We start from the raw sequence: 19,473 nt of genomic DNA on the forward strand, positions 1-19,473 counted from the left end.
GCGCTGTGATATTTCCCTCCCACGTCTCGCGTCTTCGCATGGGCAGTCTTTGTCTATGTGCTTTGTCCTTGCTGGCAGGCTGTGCCGCGCCCGAGGCCGTCAAGCTGGACCGAACCACGCCACCTCGATGGCAGCAGCAGGAGTCGGCCCCAAAGCCGGCCTCTGCGGAGCTGGCCCAATGGTGGCGCGCCTGGAATGACCCTGCTCTCAATGCGCTGGTGGACGAGGCGCTGGCCCAGAATCTTGATGTGGCTCAGGCCGTGCTGCGCCTGCGTCAGCAGCGCTTGCTGGCCGGTACGGCCGATGCGGCTTTCCGCCCCACGGTCAGCACCGGAGCGCGGACCTTGCAGGATATTGCAGCAGTTGATACTTACTTCCATGCCAGCATTGATGTGAGCTGGGATCTGGGCCTGTTTGGCGATTCAGCCGCGGCACGCCGTGCAGGCGCGGCCGGCGTGCTGGACGCACAAGCCCAGCTGCATGCGTCGCGGGTGGCCCTGGTGGCCGATGTGGTGCACCGTTATCTCGATATCCGGCTGGCCCAGGTGCAGCGCAGTCTTGCAGAAAAGCAGGTGCAGCAGGCAAGGCGACAGCTGCAGCTCTTGCAGATTCGGCATGCGCAGAGGCTGGCCGATGCCCAGTCTCTGGAGCAACAACAGCTGCAGCTGCGCACCGCAGAGTCTCAGCTGTCCATCCTGAACGAAGCCCAGGCGCGTGCAGCCCATGCGCTGGCAGCCTTGCTGGGGCGGGAACGCGCCGAGCCGCAATGGCTGCAGCCAAGTGCCGATGTCGCGCTGCCCGTAGTGCAGGCGCTTGCCGTGCTGCCGGCAGACCTGCTGCGCAACCGCCCCGATATTCAAAGCGCCGAGGCCGCGGTGGAGCAGGCCGCGGCCGAGGTCGGCGTGTCGCGCGCGGCGCTCTATCCGCGGTTGACCCTGACGGGGTCCTTGTTGTATGCCTACAACCTGACGCGCAATCACCGCACGACCTCGGACTCCATCCCCATGGTCGGTCCGCAGATCGATATTCCGCTCTTTGACTGGGGTCGCCGCCGTGCGGTGGCGGACGGCAAGGAGCTGGCGCTGCAGGCCAGCATCAAGGCCTACCGCCAGGCCGTGCTCAATGGCATTGCCGAGGCTGAAACCGCCCTGGCAGCCGTTGCTGCTCAGCAGCAAAGGCAGCAGCAGCTGCAGTCCGAGCAGCAGGTTCATGCCGGGCGCGAGAAGGCCCAGGCAGTGCGCCAGCAACTGGGCCTGTCCAGTGAATTCGCGGGCATCGACAACGCCCGCGCCAGCCTGCAAAACCAGAGCGAGCTGGCAACCGCCAGGGCTGCCGAGGCGCTGGCCTATGTGGCTCTCTACAAGGCCGTGGGCGCTGCGCCTGTCGATGCTGCGCTTGTTACCCAGACCACAGAGGCTCAGCCATGATTGCCCTGGCGCGCAAGACGCTGATCTATGAGTGGCGACGCTTTGTCCCCTCGGTGTTCGCCGTGGGCTTTTCGGGCGTTCTGCTGGCCATGCAGGCTGCCCTGGTGCTGGGCATCTTCGGCTCTGCCGCGATTTACGTGACGGCTTCTTCGGCTGACCTCTGGGTGGGCTATCCGGGCACGCAAAGCGTGAACTTCGGGCGCAATATCGGCAGCGATGTGGAGATGCGTCTGCGCATGGACCCCGATGTGGCGGCCGTGGAATCCTATGTCTGGGTCGATGGCGACTGGCGCGCACGCGCGGGTGCCCAGGGCGCGACCGGCGGCGGAGTCTCGGTCTATCTGTCGGGGGTCGGCACAGCGGACACCTCCATGATGTTCACCAAGGTGCTCACCTCGTGGCAGCGTCAGTTGCTGCGCGAGCCCGGCGCCGTGATCGTGGACAGGGCGGACCTGGGGACTCTGGGGGCGCAGGAAGGCAGCACGGCCTGGATCAACAACCATGCGGTCAAGGTCGTGGCTGCCGTCGACGGCTTGCGCGGACTGGGTGGCGTGAATGTGATCGCCTCGCTCAGTACGGCCCGCGAAATTGCAGAAACCAGTGCCGAGCATGGCAGCACCTATTTCGTGGCGCGCCTGAAACAAGGTGCCAAGGCAGCCGAGGCCCAGGCGAGATTGAGCCAGTCCAGCAGCAGCTTCGGCCCCTATGAGGTCTGGACGGCGGATGCCTTTGCGCGCCGCTCGCAGCGTTACTGGATGCTCGATACCGGAGCCGGTGCCGGCGTCCTCTTCATGGCCGTCATCGTCTGCCTGGTGGGTGCCATCGTGACCAGCCAGTCGCTCAAGGCGGTGGTGGCGGGGTCCGCCCGCGAGTATGCGGTGCTCAATGCTCTGGGCGTGAGCCGAGCGGCACTGGGCCGCGTGGTGGTCGAGCAGGCCTGCTGGATTGGCGGACTGGGATTTGTGCTGGCGGCACTGGCCAGCGCGGTGCTGCTCAGCATTGCATACAGCTATCGCGTGCCCGTGGCCCTCAACCTGTCCGCAGTACTGGCTTGCGGTTTTCTGGTAGCCGTGCTGTCGCTGCTGTCGGGCCTTGGTGCCATGCGCAGCCTGCTGCGTGCCGATCCGGCAACCCTGTTGCGTTAAGGCCTGAAACATGCCAGCCGAGACCATGGAACGCGTCAAAACACCTGCTGCAGCCAAGGATGCTGTGCCCAGCCTCGAGGCCGTGCGCCTCGACAAATCCTTTGTGTCGGGCATCGTCCAGGTGCATGTGCTGCAGGGGCTGTCCGTCAGCCTGTATGCGGGGGAGTTGAGCCTGATCTCCGGTCCTTCGGGCTGCGGCAAAAGCACGCTGCTGTCCCTGATGTCGGGTCTGCAAAAGCCCGATGCCGGCCATGCGCTGGCATTGGGCGAGGACCTGGCCAAGCTCAGCACGGCGGCGCTGGAGAAATTTCGCCTGCGCCATACGGGCTTTGTCTTCCAGGGCTTCAATCTGTTTCCGGCCTTGACGGCACTGGAGCAGGTGCAGTTGCCGCTGGGCTATATGGGCCTCAGGAACGCCGAGACATTGCGCCGTGCCAGGGAGGCGCTCGATGAAGTGGGGCTCTCGCACCGCAGTCATATGCGCCCGGCTCAGCTTTCCGGCGGCGAGAAGCAGCGTGTGGCCATCGCACGTGCCATGGCCAAGCAGCCTCGCCTGCTGTTCGCCGACGAGCCCACCAGTGCGCTGGACGCCGAGAGCGGCCAGCGTGTCATCGATTTGCTGCACCGTGCAGCGCGCACGCATGGCACCACGGTGCTCTGCGTCAGCCATGATCCGCGCCTGGTGCGCCATGCCGATCGTGTGCTGGGCATGGAAGACGGCGCCATTCGCAGCGACTGGCGCCAGAACAGCCCCATCAAGGAATAAACATGAACGCAAGCCCATTTCGTCTCAGCATCGTGTCGGGCGCGCCGCTGCTGGCGGCTGCCGTGCTGGTGCTGGGCGGGTGCTCTCCGTCTCAGGACGCTGCCTCCGTGATCACGCCGGCTGCAGCCCAGATCAAGCCTCAAAGCCAGGTCGCCGTTGCGCGAGGCAAGATCGACGTCGAGGGCGGCCTGCTCGACCTCTCGTCGGCCGCATCGGGCGTGGTACAGCAATTGCTGGTCAAGGAAGGCCAGAGCGTACAGAAAGGCCAGGCGGTGCTGCGTCTCGCGGACGATGCGGCGCGCGCCGATCTGGCGGTGGCGGAGTCCGAGCTGCAGCTGGCACAGACCAGGCTCAAGACGCGCCAGGATCGCCTGCCTGCGCTCAAAGCCACGCTGACGCGCTGGCAGGCCGCTGCCAAACAGGGTGCGGCGGACCTGCAGAGCGTGGACGAAGCCGTGCAGGCCCTGCGTGACGCGCAGTCCGAAGTGGATATTGCGGCTGCGGAAGTCACGGTCGCCAAGCGCAAGGCCGAGCAGCTGCGGGCCCAGCTGCAGCGCCATGAACTGCGTGCGCCCGAGGCCGCTGTCGTGGTGCGTCTGCTGGCCCAGGGCGGCAGCATGCTGCAAAGCGGCAGCCCGGTGGCGGTGCTGCTGCCCAAGCGCCCTCTGATCGTGCGTGCCGAAGTCAACGAAAGCTATGTGACGGCGATTCGCGAAGGCATGAAAGCCCAGGTGGCCGCTGACGCAGACGGCAGCGCTGCCCGGCAGGAGTTTCCCGCTGCGACCGTGCTGCGCATCAGTCCCGTCTATGGCGCCGCCAAGCTGCAGGACGATGCACAGCGCGGCCCGGTAAGGGTTGTGGAATGCGTGCTGGCGTTTGATCAGCCGCCCGCCAATGTCAAGGTCGGTCAGAACGTGAGGGTCAGTTTCCATGAATAAGCGCATTCAGATTTTCCCGTCGCCTGCAGGTACAGCTTCGGTCGGCTGGATGGTGCAAAGCGATTTCGACGGCACCATCAGCCTGCTGGACGTGACCGATACCCTGCTCAACCGCTTCGGCAAGCCGGGTTGGCAGGATCTGGAAGACGCCTGGGAACGTGGCGAAATCGGCTCGCGCGAATGCATGAAGGGGCAGGTGGCCCTGCTGGACATGAGCGAGGCCGAGCTGCAGAACCATCTCGACAGCATAGAGATCGACGAGCACTTTGCCGGCTTCGTGGCCGAGGCCAGGTTGCATGGCATCAAGGTGCAGGTCGTCAGCGACGGCATTGACTATGCGATTCGCCATGTGCTCGCACGCCATGGCCTCGGGGATCTGGAAGTCATCGCCAATCACCTGGTGCAGACGGGAGAGCGCAGCTGGCGACTGGATTCGCCCTGGGCCAGCAATCGCTGCACACGGGCCAGCGGCAACTGCAAGTGCGAACGCCTGGCCGAGCAGCAGGCCGTGCACGGGCGGGTGCTCTATATCGGCGACAGCACGTCGGACTTCTGCGTTTCCGGCAAGGCGGATTTCGTGCTGGCCAAGTACAAGCTCATCGACTATTGCGAGAGCCAGGGGATTGCCCACGCGCGTTTCGAGCATTTTGCGCAGGCCACCCAGCTGCTGGAGCAGGTTGTGCTCGGCATGGAGCAGACTGCATGAATGCTGCCGATGGATTGGGGCTGCTGCTGCAGCCGGATTTGCAGCAGCTGTGCGTGACGCCGCATGAGTTCGTCATGCCCGGCGAAGGCCTCAATGCCCGCACCGGCGTGCTGCTGATTCATGGCCTGACCGGCACGCCGGCCGAGATGCGCCTGCTCGCCAAAGGGCTGAACAAACAGGGCTTCACGGTCTACGGGGTGCAGCTGGCAGGACATTGCGGCAGCATGGAAGACCTGGTGGCAGCCCGCTGGACGGACTGGCTGGCAAGTGTGGAGTCGGGTCTGCAGCGATTTTCGCTGCATGTGGACCATGTCGTGGTCGGCGGTCTGTCCATGGGGGCGCTGCTGTCGCTGGCCGTTGCCGAGCGCCATCCCGACAAGGTGGCTGGCGTCTGTGCGCTGTCCACCACCTTCCGCTATGACGGCTGGAGCATTCCGGCCTATACCAAGCTGGCGTTCCTGCTGCCTCTGTTCCGCCTGCTGGGCATTGGCCGCAACAGCGTTTTCATGGAGGCACCGCCCTACGGCATCAAGGACGAGGCCTTGCGCGCGCGCGTGGTCGAACAGATGAACAGCGGCGACAGCTCTGCCGCAGGCCTGCCCGGCAATCCCTGGTGGAGCGTCATCGAGCTGCGCGCCCTGTCCGCGAATGTGCAGGCCAGGCTGGCGCAGCTGCGCTCGCCCTGTCTGGTCATTCATGCCAGGGAAGACGATATTTCCTCGGTCAGCAATGCCCACGATATCAAGCGTGGCGCGGTCAACGCCCATGTCGACCTGGTGCTGCTGGACAATTGCTATCACATGGTCACCATCGACCGCGAGCGCCGCACCGTGATTGCCAAGCTCAACGAATTCATCGCGCGCATCGCCAGCTCGGCGGCGCCTGCCAGGGGTGCGAATGGGTAGTGATCTCTCGCCCCTGGTGGTGACGCTGTGGATACTCAATGTGCTGGTAGACAGCGGGGGGCAACTGGCCTTCAAGGCCGCGGCCAGCGAGCCGGGGCATCGCAATGGCACCGAGCGCTGGCGCTTCATGCTGACCAGGCCCTGGCTGTGGGTGGGTATTGCCTGCTATGTGGCGGAGTTTCTGGTCTGGCTGGCGTTTCTGTCGCTGGTGCCGCTGTCGGACGGGGTGCTGCTGGGCTCCATCAACATCGTTGCCATCATGATTCTGGGACGGGTGCTGTTTCGCGAAAAGCTCGCGCCCATGCGCGTGGCCGGCATCGTGCTGGTGTCCATAGGCGTGGCCATCGTTGGATTGCACTGAGGGCCCTCGGCTATGAAGCGTTTTTATATTGTCGGCTTTCTGGTACTCATGGCCTTTGACACGCTGGCGCAGCTCAGCTTCAAGCAGGCCGGTGATTCCGCACTGCCGCTGGAGTTCTCGACCGGCTGGCTGCTGCGCGTGTTCAGCCAGCCCTGGATATACGGTGCCTTCGTGGGCTACATCGGGGCCTTTTTCACCTGGATGAGTCTGCTCAAGCACGCTCCCATCGGCCCGGCATTCGCGGCCTCGCATCTGGAGATCATCTCGGTGCTGGCGATCTCGTACTGGCTGTTCAACGAGCCCATTGGCTGGCCGCAGATCATTGGCTGTCTGTTCATCGTGGCCGGCATCATGTGTCTGGCCGTGAGCGAGAAGCCAGAGGCCGAAGAGGCCGCCTGACATGCGCCAGCCCACCGTGCCGCCAACGGCCGGCTTGCCGCTGCAGCTCGGCGATCTCTGGCCCTCGGGGGCGGGCAGCCTGGCGGTGCAGCTGGCCGCGTGGCTGGGAGTGGATGCGGTGCAGCTCGAATGCTCGGGCACCTCGGCCCTGATGGTGGCATTGCGAAGCCTCAAAACCCTCAGTCCGGAGCGCAGCGAGGTCGTTGCACCGGCCTATACCTGCCCGTTGGTGGCGCTGGCGATTGCGCAGTGCGGGCTGCAGCTGCGCCTGTGCGATCTGCGCGCCGATGCGCTGGACATGGACCCGGTTTGCCTGCAGCGCCTGTGCAGCGAGCGCACGCTGGCCGTGCTGCCCACGCATCTGTGCGGGCGTGTGGCCGATGTGGACGCGGCCCTGCAATGCGCGCGTGCCGTGGGCGCCTATGTGATCGAGGATGCGGCCCAGGCGCTGGGAGCGCGCAGCGACGGAACGTCGGTGGGCCTCAAGGGCGATATCGGCTTCTTCAGCCTGGCCGTCGGCAAGGGACTGAGCACCTTTGAAGGTGGCGTGCTGATGGCGCGCGAGCCTTCCATGCGTGCTGCGCTGCGCGCTGCCGGCGCCGCCACGCGCTTCAGCCCGTGGTGGGAGCTGCGCCGCAGCATCGAGCTGCTGGGCTACGCCATGCTCTACCGGCCCTCCGGCCTGCGCATGGCCTATGGCAAGCCACTGGAGAAATCACTGTCGCGTGGTGACTGGGTAGAGGCCGCAGGCGATGACTTCGACGACCTCATTCCCCAGCACCGTCTGGGGCGCTGGCGCCAGAGCGTGGGCGCCAAGGCATTGCGGCGGCTGGCGGCATTTCAGCGACAGACATCCGGGCAGGCCGGCTTGCGCATCGCCCGGTTGCAGGCCTGCGGGCTGGAAGTCGTGCAGGATGCCGTTTCCGGGGCGCAGGGCGTGTGGCCGGTGATACTGCTGCGCATGCCCAGCCAGCAGGCCAGGGATGCCGTGCTGCGCTCGCATTGGGGCGGCGGCTGGGGTCTGTCCCTGCCGTTTGTCCATGTGCTGCCCGACTATGGCCGCTACGACCATGTGCTGGGTGCTGCGCGGGGCGACACCGTCGGCCAGGCACGTGACTGGGCGCAGCGCCTGCTGGCCATCAGCAACAGCCCGTGGCTGGATGAAGCACGGTTTGCCCAACTGGCGAGCCACCTCGGGTCCGCAGTTCAGCGTGCCTGATTCTCATAGAATGATAGCTTCTTGCGCTTGAGATAAAACGATTTCAGGTCTTTTTGATTCTGAAATCGAAGACAGTCAAGCGGTGGATGCTTTGATTTTTGCGGCGCCTGCCATGACCGGTGCGTTCGGGCCCAGGGTCGCTTCCCGGCTTTTGAGTGCCCCTTCGCGCTGGTGCACATAGTCACGCGTGAGCGGCACGGCATCCTGCCTGCGCGCCAGCTGAACCTGGAAGATGGCAATGTCCTGATAGCGGAACGCAGTTTCCGACATGGACAGATAGAACTCCCACATGCGGCAGAAGCGCTCGTCATACAGGGCTGCGGCTTCGGCACGACGTGCCATGAAACGCTCGCGCCACAGGCGCAGGGTCTGGGCATAGTGCAGGCGCAGCACCTCGATATCGCAGATCACCAGTCCCGCGCGCTCTATGGCCGGCGTGAACTCCGACATCGACGGAATATGACCGCCGGGAAAGATGTAGCGCTCTATCCAGGGATTGTTGAAGTCGGGCACATCGCTGTTGCCGATGAAGTGCAGCAGCATCACGCCGTCCTCGCTGAGCAGTTTATGGCATTTGCGGAAGAAGGCGTCATGGAATCTCGTGCCCACATGCTCGAACATGCCGACTGAGACGATGCGCTCGAAGGGCCCCTGCGTATCACGGTAGTCTTCCAGCCGGTACTCCAGCCGCTCGCCATGGATGGACTGCGAGGCCCTGGACTGCGCGCCGGCCAGCTGCTCCGTGGACAGCGTGATGCCGGTGACATGGTCGGCTCCGGCCACCTCGGCCAGATAGCGCGAGAGACCGCCCCAGCCGCAGCCGATGTCTAGCACGCGCTGGCCCGGCGCTATCAGCAGCTTGGCGGCGATATGGCGTTTCTTGGCCAGCTGTGCCGTTTCCAGGTCTTCGTTGCCCTGCTCGAAATAGGCGCAGGAGTATTGGCGCTCGCTGTCGAGAAACAGCTGATAGAGCCGGTCGTCCAGATCGTAGTGATGCGCCACGTTGGCACGCGATTTGCCGCGCAGATTGTTCTGCAGCAAGGGCCGCAGCTTCATGCGCCAGGCATCGAGCATGCGTACCGTGGCGCTGACGGGCACATGCCTGGCGCCGCGCAGCACCAGCTCCAGCACGTCGTAGACCGTGCCTTGCTCGACCAGCAGGCGCTGCTGCATGAACAGCTCGCCAAAGTTGAGGTCGGGGTCGCGCAGCAGCGCAAGGACGGCGCGTCTGTCGGCAAAGCGCAGGCGCGCCTGGGGCTGGCCGTCGTCGCCGAAGATCAGCGCCTTGCCTGAAGGGGTGATGACTTCGAGCCGTCCCGTTTTGACCAGAGGGGCAAATGCCTGTTGCAGCAATTTTTCGGTCAACCGGTCCAGCATGTCAGCTCCTTGAGGCGAAGTGTTGAAAAGTGGTCGGTGGAATCGCTCTAACTCGTGCTGCTGAGCGCTATGTGCTGTATCAGCCGCTGGTTCAATGCATGTTGCCCGGCCTGCCAGCCGGCCAGCGTAGCGGCGTCAATCTGTGTGTCCTGGCCGTCGCCCGCGCTCATCAGTCGCTTCCACCAGGTGCCATAGTGCCATGACGACACATCACCCGTGATGTCGCTTCCCGTGATCTGTCCGCGCAGCGCATCGATCAGCTGCTCGGCCTGCTCTTGCAGCATCCGGCCCTGGTCCCAGTTGGTGCGCACGACTTCAGCGGCGAACACATCCTTGTCTATGCTCAGATACGTGTCCTGCGGCCAGTCATGCAGGTGGCTGGACAGCGCCTGTACCAGCTCGGCGATATCGGCAAAGCTGCGAAACGCCTTGCCCGCGCCCAGGCGCCTGGCCCAGCCGGTGTCCACGCCGCAGCTCCAGTAGGTGAGCTTGCCCGCGCGCAGCGGCCGCAGATAGTTCTCCCAGGCGTGGCCCGAGCCTATGTCCTGCGAGGTAATGCCTGCCACATGGACCTGCGACACGGCCGGGTGCATGGCCACGCGCCGCACCCAGGAGCCGCAGTGCACGCCCCAGGGAAAGCGCATATTGTCAGGGTGGTTGTCCAGCACCACCACGCGCAGCGGATGCTTGGCACTGAAGCCCTTCTGGGCAATGCAGCGCTCGATCAGCGGCCAGCTCAGATGGTGAAAGTCGCCGCTGCCCATGAGCACGGTTCCGTGCTGCGCGGGCAGCTGCTCCTGCATGGCCTGGCTGAAGCGCCTGAAGCTGCGCAGGCCGCAGCCAAAGCGCACCAGCTCCTGCCACTGGGTGAGCGCAAGGCGGTTTTCCTGGAACAGCGGGCCTACCGATCCATCGACATCCAGCACCACAGGTGTTTGTTGCATCATGGCTTGTCACTCCACTGACGATCGCTTTCAAACAGGCCAGAGAAGCGTCGCCCCAACGCGCGCAGCACGGGATTGCGGATGAAGACCAGATGCTGCGTCATGGTGAAGCTGGCGCCGAGCTGGGCCTTGACTTCCGGGTCGGTCCAGCCCGCCACATAGTGGGACAGACCCCGCTCCAGTGCATACTCGAGGTTGACCATCCAGCTCACGAAATAGAGATTCGCCTCACGCGCTGCCGGGTACGACAGGCCTATGTATTTGTCGATCAGCCTGCCGTCGTGCTCGAAGCACAGATTCCAGCCCAGCAGAGCATCGCTTTGCCGATCCCGGTACTCGAACACGATGCCGCCGTTGTCCGCATCGCGCAGCAGGCCTGCCAGGAAGGCGCGCGAGAGCTTGTCGAAATGGATCTCGCTTTGCGCGTACACCGCCTCGAACAAGGCGTAGTAGGCGTCGATGCGGCTCTCGTCGGCGAAAGCGGCGCCGGTCGGCATGCGGCGGATGTCAAGCCCGGCACGGCTCTTGAGCTTGCGCCTGAGGCTGCTGCGGCGGTTCTTGGACAGGCCGGCCAGATACTCGTCCGTGCTGGCAAAGCCAAGAGGCACATAGGCCAGTGCCTGGCCCTCGAGCGCCACAAAGCCCTGCTCCGCCAGCGCCTGGGACAAGGCCTTGGCAAAGTCGTTGTCGTCCGCACTCAGCAGGGGCGATGCCTGCGGCAGATCCTTGACGATGGTGAGCATGGCGCGGCCCGCCACTGCGCGCAGCTGCCGGGCCAGCGTGGCGGCATCCATGCCCTGGGGCAGGGGCGCATACTCGCTGACCGTGCTGCCGACGAAGTCCGTTTTCAGCCTGAGTCTGGAGCTCAGCCAGCGCCCGCCCGGCAACGACAAAAGACGCGCCTTGAGCGCGTCATCTGCAGTGGTCAGCAAATCGAAGGGGGCGGTGAATGCTGGCGCCGGCCATTCCTTCAGCAAGGCAAAGCCTTCTGGAGGATGGTTGGTGAACTGCTGCAGCAAGCCACTGGGTTCGAGCTGGTTGCGGAAATTTTCCGTCGCCATTTCGCCTTTTTGTAGTCGGTTTTGATGGCGCCTGAGTGTGTCTGCAGCGCAGAAAACTGGCACAACCCAAGCAAGAGACAGCGAGGCTGCCGTCCCCTTCCCGAAGCGAGAGGGGGAAGCGGCGCAGCCGCCTAGGCAAAGCCGCTCAGGGGGTTACGCCTTCTTCGCCTTGGTCAGCAACTGATCGAGCAGCACCATGGCTTCGTCGATCTCGCTGCGCGAAATCATCAGCGAAGGCGCGAAGGTGATCACGTTCTTGTAGTAGCCGCCCACGTCCAGCACCAGGCCGCGCTTCTGACCCTGGTATTCCAGGCCGCCTTCGAGGCCGATGTCCACCATCTTGTCCAGCAGCGCCTTGTTGGGCGTGAAGCCGTCTTCGGTGCAGATTTCGGCACGCAGCGCCAGGCCCAGGCCGTCCACATCGCCGATTTCCTTGTGGCGTTTCTGCAGCTCCTTGAGGCCTTCGAGGAAGTAGGCACCCGATTCGCGCACCTGACGGCCGAAGTCCATCTCGTGGGTCATCTTCATGACTTCCAGGCCCAGGGCCGTACCCAGCGGGTTGGAGGCAAAGGTGGAGTGGGTGGAGCCGGGCGGGAACACCGTGGGGTTGATCAGCTCTTCGCGAGCCCACAGGCCGGACAGCGCATTCAGACCATTGGTCAGGGCCTTGGCAAACACCAGCACATCGGGCTTGATGCCGAAGTTTTCCACCGACCACAGCGTGCCGGTACGCCAGAAGCCCATCTGGATTTCATCGACCACCATCAGCACGCCATGGTCGTCCAGCACCTTCTTCAGACCCTTGAAGAAGTTGGGAGGAGGAACCACGTAGCCGCCCGTGCCCTGAATGGGTTCCACGTAGAAGGCTGCATATTCGCACTGATTGGTCTTGGGGTCCCAGACCGCGTGGTATTCGTTCTCGAACTTGCGCGCGAACTCGCGCACGATCTGATCCGCATACTCCTCGGACGTCATGCCCTTGGGGCGGCGGAAGGGGTAGGGGAAGGGGATGAACTGCGCGCGGTCGCTGAAGTGGCCGAAACGGCGGCGGTAGCGGTAGCTGGAGGTGATCGAGGATGCGCCCAGCGTACGGCCGTGATAGCCGCCTTCGAACGCGAACATCAGGCTCTTGCCGCCGCTGGCGTTACGCACGACCTTCAGCGAGTCCTCGATGGCTTGAGCGCCGCCCACGTTGAAGTGCACGCGGCCGTCATGGCCCCATTTGCGCTTGGCGTCCTCGGCGATGAACTTGGCCAGTTCGATCTTGGTGGGGTGCAGATACTGGCTGGCCACCTGGGGCAGCTCCTGCAGCTGCTCGATCATCTTGGCTTCAAGACGCTTGTTCTTGTAGCCGAAGTTGACGGCCGAATACCACATCTGCAGATCGAGGTAGGACGTGCCGGCATCGTCGTACATATAGCTGCCTTCGCAGCCCGTGAAGATCTTCGGAGGATTGACGTAGTGGACGGTGTCGCCAAACGAGCAGTATTTGGCTTCGTCAGCCAGCAATTGGGCAGTATTGATCACAGCAGAAAGCGCTCCGCAAAAATGGATTCGGTCAACGGTATGCGGCAGCAGTGTGCGTTTGCAATATTTCCGGGCTGTCGAGCATTTGTGTGGGAATTGTGGAGAGGTCTCTATTGGCCGGCTTCCTGCGGCCTCAGGGATTTGAAACCGGCGTGGCAGCCCTCCCGCTGCGCTTTCAGCTGGCCCAAGGCTCGGGGCCGAGCCGCCACGGGCTGGTCAGGCGGCACCGTAGCCGTTGCGGCGGGCCGATCAGCCCAGGGCCACCACGCGCAGCACCTCGGCTCCATAGGCATCGAGCTTCTTGGTGCCCATGCCGCTCACGCCCTGCAGCTCCTGCAGGCTCTGGGGATTGAGTTCGGCAATCGATGCCAGCGTGGCATCGTGGAAGATCACATAGGCCGGCAGATTGTGAGACTTGGCCACTTCGGCGCGCCAGGCCTTGAGGTTGATGAAGCGAACCTGCGCATCGGGGCCCAGATTGACCGCAGCCGCATTGGCGGCGGACTTCTTGCTCTGCTTCCTGCTGCGTGAAGCGGCCACGGCTTCGCGCAGCTGCACCTGTATCTCGCCCTTGAGCACGGCACGCGAGCCGGCGGCCAGACACAAGGTGTCAAACACATGGCCGCTATTCTCGCTCACCACCTTGTGCAGGCCCAGGGCCCCGGTGGCCAGCAACTGGCGCATCACGGCGCGCAGCTGCGGCTCCGAATATTCCTTGCCGATGCCGAAGGTGGACACCTTGTCATGCCCGTACTGCGTGACCTTGTCCGTCTCCTTGCCACGCAGCACGTCCATGATGTGGCCTGCACCGTATGTCAGGCCGCTGGCCTCGTGCACGCGGAAGATGGTGGACAGCAGCTTGCGCGCCGCATCCGTGCCGTCCCAGAGCGCCGGCGGCTCCAGGCAGTTGTCGCAGTTGCCGCAATGGGTGCGGGCAACGGCCTGCAGTGGCTTGCCGTCCAGGCTTGGCTCCTGTCCATACTGTTCGCCAAAATAGGCCAGCAGGCGCACACGGCGGCAGTCCGTGGCCTCGGCCAGACCGAGCAGGGCATCGAGCTTGCCGCGCATCACCTGCTTGAACTGTTCCTCGGCCGGGCTTTCGTCGATCATGCGGCGCTGGTTGACCACGTCGCTGAGACCGTAGGCCATCCAGGCATCGGCGGGCAGGCCGTCGCGGCCCGCACGGCCGGTTTCCTGGTAGTAGCCCTCGATGTTCTTGGGCATGTCCACATGGGCCACAAAGCGCACATCGGGCTTGTTGATGCCCATGCCGAAGGCAATCGTCGCCACCATGACCACGCCGTCCTCGCGCAAGAAGCGGTCCTGGTGGTTCTGGCGCATGTCCTGGGGCAGGCCCGCGTGATAGGGCAGGGCATTGATGCCGTTCTGCACCAGGGTCTGGGCCAGCTCCTCGACACGCTTGCGTGACTGGCAATAGACCACGCCGGCCTCGCCCTCATGCTCGCGCTCGATAAAGCGCAGCAGCTGGTTGCTGACGTCCTTTTTCTCGGCGATCTTGTAGCGGATGTTCGGGCGGTCGAAGCTGCTGATGAAATGCTGGGCTGCTTCCAGCTGCAGGCGCTCGATGATGTCGGCGCGCGTCAGCGCATCGGCAGTGGCCGTCAGCGCGATGCGCGGCACCTCGGCATAGCGCTGGTGCAGCACGCTCAGCGCGCGGTATTCGGGGCGGAAGTCGTGTCCCCACTGGCTCACGCAATGCGCTTCGTCGATGGCGAACAGCGACAGCTTGCCCTGGGCATGCAGATCGTCGAGCAGGCCCAGAAAACGTGGCGTGTTCAGCCGCTCGGGCGCGGCGTAGAGCAGGGTGATGTCGCCGCTTTGCAGGCGCAGCTCCACCTCCTGCGTCTCGTCGTAGCTCAGGGTTGAGTTCAGATAGGCGGCGCTGATGCCGGCCTCATGCAGTGCGCCGACCTGGTCGTGCATGAGCGCGATCAGCGGCGAGACCACGATCGTCACGCCATGGCCGAGCTGCTGGCGCGCGATGGCCGGCACCTGATAGCACAGCGATTTGCCGCCACCCGTGGGCATGAGCACCAGCGCATCGCCGCCGTTGATGACATGCGAGACGATGGCCTGCTGGGGGCCACGGAATTGCTCGTAGCCAAAAACGGCTTGCAGAATGGATTGCGCGGAAGACACCGGGTACTCTTGAATCGATAGCTGGTAGCGCTTGCTGTATATGAGTTTGAGGCTGATTTAACCTCGGGTGCAAGCATCAGGACTGGCCCTATTGTGCGCCGCGACCCGACGCGCTGCCCGGGCCGGGTTATGCACAATCAGCCAGCCTGCCCTATGGTGGAGGGCGAAAAATGCGCATCCAGCTCGTAGAGATCGGCGGGATAGGTCAGGCGCACAAAGGTGATGGGCAACTGCCCGGTCCAGGTGCGGCGGTCGATCACCAGGCAGGGAAAGCCGGGCTTGATCTCCAGCAGGCCGGCGGTTTCCTCGCTGGCTGCCTCGGCGCGAATGCGGTGTTCGGCCGAGCTCCAGGGCACATGGTTGACCATCCAGGAGCTGGGGCTGTGTTCGGTGAACGGCTCGTGCTCGGCGTCCGGCACGGATTCGAGATTGATCAGGCGGTCTTCGATGCAGAACGGCCGGGATCCCGCCATGTGCAGGCACAGCACATGGACGATGGGGGCCGGCCGCGTCATGCGCATGGCCTCCATGTCCTCGCGCGTGCTGCGCCGCTGCGTGCGGCCGAGCAGTCTGCTCGAGTACTCCTGCCCCATGCCAAGCACCACCTGACGCAGATCGGGAATCTCGAGCACGGCAGAGCTGGTTTGCGGGCTCGTCACAAAGCTTCCCGCCTTGCGCTTGCGCACCAGCAGACCGGCTTCTGCCAGCTTGTTCAGCACCTTGCTCACGGTCATGCGCGAGCATTGGTAATGGACGGTCAGCTCCATCTCCGACGGGATGCGATAGCCGGGCGGCCAGCGGCCACTGAGAATGTTCTGTTCAATCTCGGTGAGAATTTTCCCGTGCAGCGACATGGAAGAGTGTTTGTCCATGGAGTGGATTACACCAGCAAATCCTCCCGGGTGCCGCTGCGACCCCTAGGTGCTCAGTACGGCACGTGCAATGATGGTGCGCTGAATCTCGGAAGAGCCTTCGTAGATGCGCAGGATGCGGGCGTCGCGCACATAGCGCTCCAGGGGCATTTCACGGGTATAGCCGTAGCCGCCATGGATCTGCAGCGCCTCGTCGGTCACGAAGCCCACCATCTCCGAGGCGAACAGCTTGGCCATGGCCGACTGCTGGGTGAACGGCTGCCCCTGCTGGCGCAGTGCCAGGGCCTGCATGGTCAGCCCCCAGGCGGCTTCCAGACGCAGCTTCATGTCGGCGAGCTTGAACTGGATGCCCTGCTTGCCGGCTATCGGTTCGCCGCCCACCAGACGCTGGTTGGCCCAGTCGGCTGCTGCCTTGAGCGCGGCCTCGGCGATGCCCAGAGAGGTCGCGGCCACGTCCAGGCGGCTGTTGTCCAGCACTTTCATGGCGGTCTTGAACCCGGTGCCCTCGGCGCCGAGGCGGTTGGCAGCCGGGACACGGACGCCGTCCAGCGAAACCTCAAAGGCATGTCCGCCGCGGATGCCCATGAGCTTTTCGGGCGACGATACCTGTATGCCGGGCAGCTCGCGCGGCACGATGAAGGCACTGACTCCGCGTGCCGCAGCCTGCGCATCGGTCTTGGCGAAGACCACCATGAAGCGGGCCTCTGCTGCATTCGAGATGAAGTGCTTGACGCCCGTGATCAGATAGTCGTCGCCGTCGCGCACGGCCCGGGTACGCATGTCTGCTGGGTGGGAGCCGCCACGCGGCTCGGTCAGCGCGAAGGCCGCCAGCCATTCCCCGCTGGCGCAGCGCGGCAGCCATTGCTCGCACTGCGCCTCGTCACCGCCGATGAGAACGGCATCCGTGCCCAGGTAGTGAGCACCGATCATGGACGAGGTCGCTGCACAGGCGCGCGAGATGGCGACCAGCGACATCAGCATGGCGGTGGGAGTGACGCCCGGCCCGCCAAAGCGCTCCGGCAGATTCATGCCCATCACGCCCAGCGCGGACAGGCCGGGCACATGACGCGTGGCGGAAAAGGCTTGCTCGTCCATGGCCTGGGCCACGGGCGCCAGGGCTTCCTCGGCAAAGCGTGCAACGGCATCGGCAACGGCCTGATCTTCTTCGGTCGCGCCCAGACGAATCAATGACATGGCTGTCTCTCCTTGTTTTCTTGCTATCAGAATCAACCCAGGGCGCCTGCTTCGCGCAAGGCAGCAATGGCGTCCGTGCTGCGGCCCAGCCAGCTTTGCAGCAGCAGCTCCGTGTGCTCGCCCAGGGCCGGCGCGCGTTGCGCACGATTGGGCAGAGCGCCGTTGAAATGCACGGGCTGTGTCGGCAGCTGCAGGCCCGGAAGGCGTTCGTCTTCGATCTCGCGGAGCAGGCCACGCGAGCGGATCTGCTCGGAATTCAGGGCCTGCTCGATATTCCAGATGGGGGCTGCGGGAACGCCTGCGCTCTCCAGCCGCGCGACCACCTGGGCCACATCGTGCTGCGTGCTCCAGCCCTCCAGCGCAGCGCGCAAGGCGGGCTCGTTGGCCGAGCGGCTTTCGTCACTGGCAAAACGCGGATCGCTGGCCAGTTCGGGCAGTTCCATCGCGGCAGCGGTGGCATCGAACAGCTTCTTGTTGAGCACGGCCAGGGCGTAGTGGCCGTCACGTGCCCTGTAGACGCCGAACGGCGCCGAGAGCGGATGCCGGTTGCCCACACGCCGGGCAGGCAGGCCGGTGAACAGATAGCGTGACATCGATGTCGCCAGAAAGCTCAGCGTGGTGTCGAACATGGCGACATCGACATGCTGGCCGGTGCCTGTTCTCTGCGCCTGCAGCAGGGCCGCCAGTGTCGCCCAGGAGGCAAACAGGCCGGCAACCACATCGCTGACCGCTTCGCCGACCAGGGTGGGCGCGCCTTGAGGCTCGCCCGTGGCTTCCATCAGGCCGCTCATGGCCTGAACAATGATGTCGTAGGCCGGGCGATGGGCCAGCGGGCCGGTCTGGCCAAAGCCAGAGACGCTGACATACACCAGCCGGGGATTGAGGGCGCGCAGCGTTTCGGGGCCGATGCCCAGGCGCTCGGCCACGCCAGGCCTGAAGTTCTCGACCACCACGTCGACCTGCCGGACCAGCTCATGCACCACGGCCACCGCGTCCGCATGCTTGAGATCGAGCACCAGGCTTTGCTTGTTGCGATTCATGACCGTGAACAAGGCGCTTTGCCCGTTCTTCATGGGGCCGATGGCACGGTAGTCGTCGCCCTGGGGCGGCTCCACCTTCACGACTTCCGCTCCCAGATCGGCCAGCAAGGCCGTGGACATGGGGCCTGCCAGAACCCGGGTGAAGTCCAGGATGCGGATGCCGTCCAGCGGACGGGAGGCAGATTTTTCGGTGGATTCAGGCATGGGATTCCCGCTGTTGATCTGAAGCGATGTCTGCATGCTGCCCAAAACATGAATCAATGGAAAATATTCATTTCCCATTCATTGGATTCAAAAAATTGATTCAGATAAATCTGCGACAGCTCGAGTACTTCGTGGCCGCCGCACGCCACGGCAGCACGGCCAAGGCGGCGCTGGCCATCAATGTTTCACAGCCCTCCATCTCCAAGGCGATTGCCGACCTGGAGGCCCAATGGGGCGAGAAGCTGTTTGTGCGCAAACATGCCGTCGGGCTGGACCTGACCGCGGCAGGGCTGGCCAGAAGCCGGGAGGCCCTGAGCCTGCTGGAGGCTGCGCAACTGCTTCAGGAGCCACGCAAGCAGGCGGTTTCCGGCACGCTGAGGCTGGGCTTTCTGAGCACGCTGGGCGCGCTGTGGATTCCGCAGTTGCTTACCCAGATGCAAAAGCGCCACCCCTCCATCGACATCGAACTGGTCGAAGGGGACATCGCCTCCCTGACGCGGCAAGTGGAGCGCGGGGAGATCCATGCCGCGCTGCAATATGACCTGGGCCTGGCTCGCCCTCTGCTGACCATGCACCCGGTTGCCGCGTTGCCGCCCTATGCCTTGCTGCCCGCAAGGCATGCCCTGGCTGCGGCGCCCAGCGTGAGCCTGGCGGAGCTGGCCCAGTCGCCGTTGCTGCTGATCAACCTGCCGCAGAGCCGAGAGTACTTTCTCTCGCTGTTTCGGGAGGCGGGCGTGGTGCCCACGGTGAACTATGAACTGGCGTCGATAGAGCTTGTTCGCTCCATGGTCGCCAACGGGCATGGTGTCAGCGTTCTGACCACGCGGCCGGTGGTTGACCGAACCCACGACGGCAAGCGACTGGTCTGCAAAAGAATCAAGGGCCGTGTCGCCAAGCAGGCCGTGGTGCTGTCGGTGCCAAGGAGCAATGCCTCGGCGCTGATTGCACCATTTCTGACCGCGGCGAAAAGCGTGATTGCACCCGACTAGCGCAACTCGGATGCTGTTTTGGTGCGCGTCTCCGGGAGACGGCGGAGGCGGTCCGTGGGCGAGCGAGTTGGCACATTGCTTGCTCTTGTCGATTGTTGGTGCATGTCTATACAGCTGAGAAATGCTGTAACTATGGCGCTCGGGTAAGCCTGTATATACATGTTCAATCAGCAACCGCAAACTTCGCTGCCTGCACTGTCGTGCAAGGCTTGAAGTCCGCATCAACAACCGAACTGCTC

Annotated in this window: 18 protein-coding genes; 10 read left to right on the plus strand and 8 right to left on the minus strand. The window is 64.2% G+C overall.

The annotated features are described in order from the left end of the window. The first annotated feature begins 38 nt into the window (after positions 1-38). Genes NOX35_RS00730 through NOX35_RS00770 form a run of 9 tightly spaced genes read left to right on the plus strand, consistent with a single transcriptional unit; the run spans position 39 to position 7,866 of the window. Complete coding sequence (locus tag NOX35_RS00730) at positions 39-1,427, plus strand: efflux transporter outer membrane subunit (RefSeq protein WP_182285240.1); 1,389 nt, start codon at positions 39-41, stop codon at positions 1,425-1,427. Then, positions 1,424-2,572, plus strand: coding sequence for an ABC transporter permease (locus NOX35_RS00735; protein ID WP_256495394.1), 1,149 nt, complete (start codon positions 1,424-1,426; stop codon positions 2,570-2,572). Before NOX35_RS00730 ends, NOX35_RS00735 begins: the two co-directional genes overlap by 4 nt. A gap of 10 nt (positions 2,573-2,582) precedes the next feature. Further along, positions 2,583-3,338 (plus strand): ABC transporter ATP-binding protein, encoded by a 756-nt coding sequence (locus tag NOX35_RS00740; protein WP_182285242.1) that lies wholly within the window; start codon positions 2,583-2,585, stop codon positions 3,336-3,338. A 2-nt stretch (positions 3,339-3,340) separates the two neighbouring features. Beyond that, positions 3,341-4,276 (plus strand): HlyD family secretion protein, encoded by a 936-nt coding sequence (locus NOX35_RS00745; RefSeq protein ID WP_256495395.1) that lies wholly within the window; start codon positions 3,341-3,343, stop codon positions 4,274-4,276. Then, positions 4,269-4,982 carry an MtnX-like HAD-IB family phosphatase gene (locus NOX35_RS00750; protein ID WP_182285244.1) on the plus strand — a complete coding sequence of 238 codons (714 nt, stop codon included), beginning with the start codon at positions 4,269-4,271 and terminating at the stop codon, positions 4,980-4,982. The genes NOX35_RS00745 and NOX35_RS00750 overlap by 8 nt, the downstream gene beginning before the upstream one ends. After that, on the plus strand, positions 4,979-5,887 hold the full coding sequence (locus tag NOX35_RS00755) for a carboxylesterase (protein ID WP_182285245.1): 909 nt from the start codon (positions 4,979-4,981) through the stop codon (positions 5,885-5,887). Before NOX35_RS00750 ends, NOX35_RS00755 begins: the two co-directional genes overlap by 4 nt. Next, on the plus strand, positions 5,880-6,248 hold the full coding sequence (locus NOX35_RS00760; RefSeq protein WP_182285246.1) for an EamA family transporter: 369 nt from the start codon (positions 5,880-5,882) through the stop codon (positions 6,246-6,248). Before NOX35_RS00755 ends, NOX35_RS00760 begins: the two co-directional genes overlap by 8 nt. A 12-nt stretch (positions 6,249-6,260) precedes the next feature. Continuing rightward, positions 6,261-6,647: a multidrug efflux SMR transporter gene (locus tag NOX35_RS00765; RefSeq protein WP_182285247.1), complete on the plus strand. Its 387-nt coding sequence runs from the start codon at positions 6,261-6,263 to the stop codon at positions 6,645-6,647. Position 6,648: 1 nt separating this feature from the next. Then, positions 6,649-7,866 (plus strand): DegT/DnrJ/EryC1/StrS family aminotransferase, encoded by a 1,218-nt coding sequence (locus tag NOX35_RS00770; protein WP_256495397.1) that lies wholly within the window; start codon positions 6,649-6,651, stop codon positions 7,864-7,866. Between the two features lie 75 nt (positions 7,867-7,941). On the opposite strand, the gene NOX35_RS00775 is transcribed toward NOX35_RS00770, so the two are convergent. From NOX35_RS00775 to NOX35_RS00810, 8 genes are all read right to left on the minus strand, one after another. Continuing rightward, entirely contained in the window at positions 7,942-9,243 is a 1,302-nt protein-coding gene (locus NOX35_RS00775) for a cyclopropane-fatty-acyl-phospholipid synthase family protein (protein ID WP_256495399.1), read from the minus strand. Between the two features lie 47 nt (positions 9,244-9,290). Continuing rightward, a complete protein-coding gene (locus NOX35_RS00780; protein ID WP_182285250.1) occupies positions 9,291-10,190 on the minus strand; it encodes a hypothetical protein in 900 nt (299 codons plus the stop codon). Next, positions 10,187-11,248 (minus strand): peptidogalycan biosysnthesis protein, encoded by a 1,062-nt coding sequence (locus NOX35_RS00785; RefSeq protein ID WP_182285251.1) that lies wholly within the window; start codon positions 11,246-11,248, stop codon positions 10,187-10,189. Before NOX35_RS00785 ends, NOX35_RS00780 begins: the two co-directional genes overlap by 4 nt. 153 nt (positions 11,249-11,401) lie before the next feature. Then, entirely contained in the window at positions 11,402-12,775 is a 1,374-nt protein-coding gene (locus NOX35_RS00790) for an aspartate aminotransferase family protein (protein WP_182285252.1), read from the minus strand. Between the two features lie 249 nt (positions 12,776-13,024). Further along, positions 13,025-14,935 carry a DNA helicase RecQ gene (gene recQ / locus NOX35_RS00795; RefSeq protein WP_182285253.1) on the minus strand — a complete coding sequence of 637 codons (1,911 nt, stop codon included), beginning with the start codon at positions 14,933-14,935 and terminating at the stop codon, positions 13,025-13,027. Positions 14,936-15,072: 137 nt separating this feature from the next. Beyond that, entirely contained in the window at positions 15,073-15,807 is a 735-nt protein-coding gene (gene hutC / locus NOX35_RS00800; RefSeq protein WP_232538081.1) for a histidine utilization repressor, read from the minus strand. A 45-nt stretch (positions 15,808-15,852) separates the two neighbouring features. Continuing rightward, complete coding sequence (locus tag NOX35_RS00805; protein WP_182285254.1) at positions 15,853-17,001, minus strand: acyl-CoA dehydrogenase family protein; 1,149 nt, start codon at positions 16,999-17,001, stop codon at positions 15,853-15,855. A 32-nt stretch (positions 17,002-17,033) separates the two neighbouring features. Then, positions 17,034-18,323 carry a CoA transferase gene (locus tag NOX35_RS00810; protein ID WP_182285255.1) on the minus strand — a complete coding sequence of 430 codons (1,290 nt, stop codon included), beginning with the start codon at positions 18,321-18,323 and terminating at the stop codon, positions 17,034-17,036. On the opposite strand from NOX35_RS00810, the gene NOX35_RS00815 reads away from it, so the two are divergent. Further along, on the plus strand, positions 18,302-19,234 hold the full coding sequence (locus tag NOX35_RS00815; protein WP_182285256.1) for a LysR substrate-binding domain-containing protein: 933 nt from the start codon (positions 18,302-18,304) through the stop codon (positions 19,232-19,234). The genes NOX35_RS00810 and NOX35_RS00815 overlap by 22 nt on opposite strands. Positions 19,235-19,473: the final 239 nt, after the last annotated feature.

Source organism: Comamonas sp. C11, from assembly GCF_024496285.1.
GTDB classification, from domain to species: Bacteria; Pseudomonadota; Gammaproteobacteria; order Burkholderiales; family Burkholderiaceae_C; genus Comamonas; species Comamonas testosteroni_F.